Below are 2,655 nucleotides of genomic sequence, written 5' to 3' on the forward strand. Positions count from 1 at the left end.
CGTTTGAGCATCAGGAGTATCCGTTTGAAGAATTGGTGGAGAAACTGCCATTGCAGCGGGACATGAGCCGTAATCCGTTGTTTGATACGATGCTAGTGCTGCAGAACATGGCGCAAACGGAGCTTCAGTTGGACGGTCTGCAGATTGCGCCGTTCTCCTTTGAAAACCCTGAAACGCAAATGGACTTAATAATGAACGCAATAGAGGTGGAAGAGGGCCTATTTGTTTCAATTAATTACATGAGTTTGTTGTTTCAACATCAAACAATTGAAAGATTGCTTGCTGGCTTCAGAAATATCATGGAAGCTATTGCCAGTAATCCAAATGAACTGATAAGATGTATTCAGGTGGAGTATTTTGGAAATAGGACTCGTAAAATATTTGATTTTGTCGATTTTTAGAAGGACTATCTTAGATAACTGAGGAGATTGCAATGACTGATTCGATTACGCAAAGATTAATGGCTTTTAGTGGAGTATACGATGAGGAAATTGAGTATTGGTTGCAACAGCTTAAAGACTGTTCAGAACCATCCGGCTTCTTTCCTTCCAAGAATCGAGGATTAAAGAATCTGCCAAGAACCAGACAACAAATACGATTTATGATTCCTCAATCAACTTGCAGGAAAATTGATTCGTTAGCCAGAGGCTCGGAACAGGCTGCGTTTATGGTTTTTATGTCAAGCGTCCTATGGGTTATGTCTCAATATTCGCAAGAGTCTGACCTGCTCATTGGTATGCCCCAGTTAATGGATGAAGAAGAAAATAAAATAGAGCAAGTTGTTCAATTTTTGCCAATACGCATTCAACTAAATAAACAGGGATCATTTCGAGAGATATTATTGGGCGTACGGGATTCCGTAATAAAAGCAACCGAAAATCAAGTTTTTCCGACTCAATATATTGCAGAAAAAGTGAATTTACCAATTGATTTACAAGGGAATATACAATTTAAAACCGTTTTATCATATGGGGGCATGCATGTTTCTTTTAACCCCGAACACTTCGAAAGTGAATGTTGTATTTGTATATCCCGGCAGCCTGATCACGAGTATCTGATGATCATCGATTATTTTGATGATATGTTCGATCATTCTTATATGGTTGGAATTTCACAACGTATATCTGACTTTCTCGAATCGGCTACAAGTGACATTTCGAGTTCTCTAGACAAAATCGATATCATTACTACAACCGAAAAACGATTGATTTTGACTCAATTTAATCGAACAGAGACACCTTACCCTGCAGACAAAACGATCCAACAACTTTTCGAAGACCAAGCTGCGAGAACACCGGAGGTGGTAGCAGTGGTCTGTGGGGATGATCACCTGACGTACCAAGAGCTGAACGCGAAAGCGAACCAGTTAGCACGGATATTGCGAACAAGGGATATCGGAGCCGATCAGCTCGTAGGGATCATGGCGGAACGTTCGATAGAGATGATTACAGGAATTCTGGCGATTCTCAAGGCCGGTGGGGCTTATTTGCCAATTGATCCTGCGTATCCGGACGAGCGGATTATGTACATGCTGGAAGATAGCGGGGTAAACGAATTGCTCATATATGGGGAGAACAAATTACCGCCAGCGTATGTGGGAACGGTGCTGAACCTTGCGGACGCCACGCTGTATGCAGGCGACACATCAAACCTGCGAGTGGCAAATGGACCGGAATCTTTAGCCTATGTAATCTATACATCGGGGTCAACTGGACAGCCGAAGGGTGTTATGGTTGAGCACAAAGGGATATTGAATTTAAGCGAGTTTTTTAAGAAGAAATTTCGATTGGTTCCAAGTGATCAGGTTGCATACTTTGCGAGCTTGAGTTTTGATGCATCGGTGTGGGAAATGTTTATGGCGTTGTTGACGGGAGCCACTCTGCACGTGCTTTCCGAGGAGACAATCAAACAGCATGAGAAATTTGAGAGCTACATGAGCCAGCGTCAAGTTACGGTGGTAACTTTGCCTCCCTCTTACGCCATGTATATAAATCCGGATCAACTTACATCGTTGAGAATGTTGATCCTGGCGGGCTCGACAAGTACACCTGAATTGATAAGGAAATGGCATGACAGAACTGAATTGTTAATCAATGCTTACGGACCAACTGAAGCGACGGTATGTGCAACAATTTGGAAATATAATGAGATCACGAATCAAGGGGGCATACCGATCGGAACTCCCATAGCAAATGTGAAAGCATATATCTTGAATATACAAGGGGGTATCCAGCCGATCGGAGTGCCAGGCGAGTTGTGCATCGCGGGAGACGGCTTGGCGCGCGGCTATTTGAACCGTCCGGAACTAACGGCGGAGAAGTTCGTGGCCAACCCGTTCGTACCCGGAGAGCGGATGTACCGGACCGGGGATTTGGCACGCTGGCTGCCGGATGGGAACATCGAGTACCTGGGCCGAATCGACCACCAAGTCAAAATTCGGGGGTACCGGATCGAGTGCGGGGAAGTGGAAGCGCGGCTTTTGGAACACGAAGCGGTGCGGGAAGCCGTGGTCGTGGCGAAGCATGACGAAAGGGAACAGGCTTACCTGTGTGCGTATTACGTGAGTAGCGAAACCCTATCTGTCACCGAACTGCGGGCCCATCTGGCCGCGTTGTTGCCAGAGTACATGATCCCGGCATATTTTGTGCATCTGCA

Annotated in this window: 2 protein-coding genes; both read left to right on the top strand. The window is 45.2% G+C overall.

The annotated features are described in order from the left end of the window. A partial coding sequence (locus tag NLX74_RS25410; protein WP_254330921.1) for a condensation domain-containing protein occupies positions 1–401 on the top strand: 401 nt, incomplete at its 5' end. A gap of 32 nt (positions 402–433) precedes the next feature. After that, positions 434–2,655 (top strand): non-ribosomal peptide synthetase (locus NLX74_RS25415; protein WP_254330922.1); only part of this gene is annotated, 2,222 nt, incomplete at its 3' end.

It is taken from the genome of Paenibacillus sp. MZ03-122A (assembly GCF_024213325.1).
GTDB lineage: Bacteria > Bacillota > Bacilli > Paenibacillales > Paenibacillaceae > Paenibacillus > Paenibacillus polymyxa_B.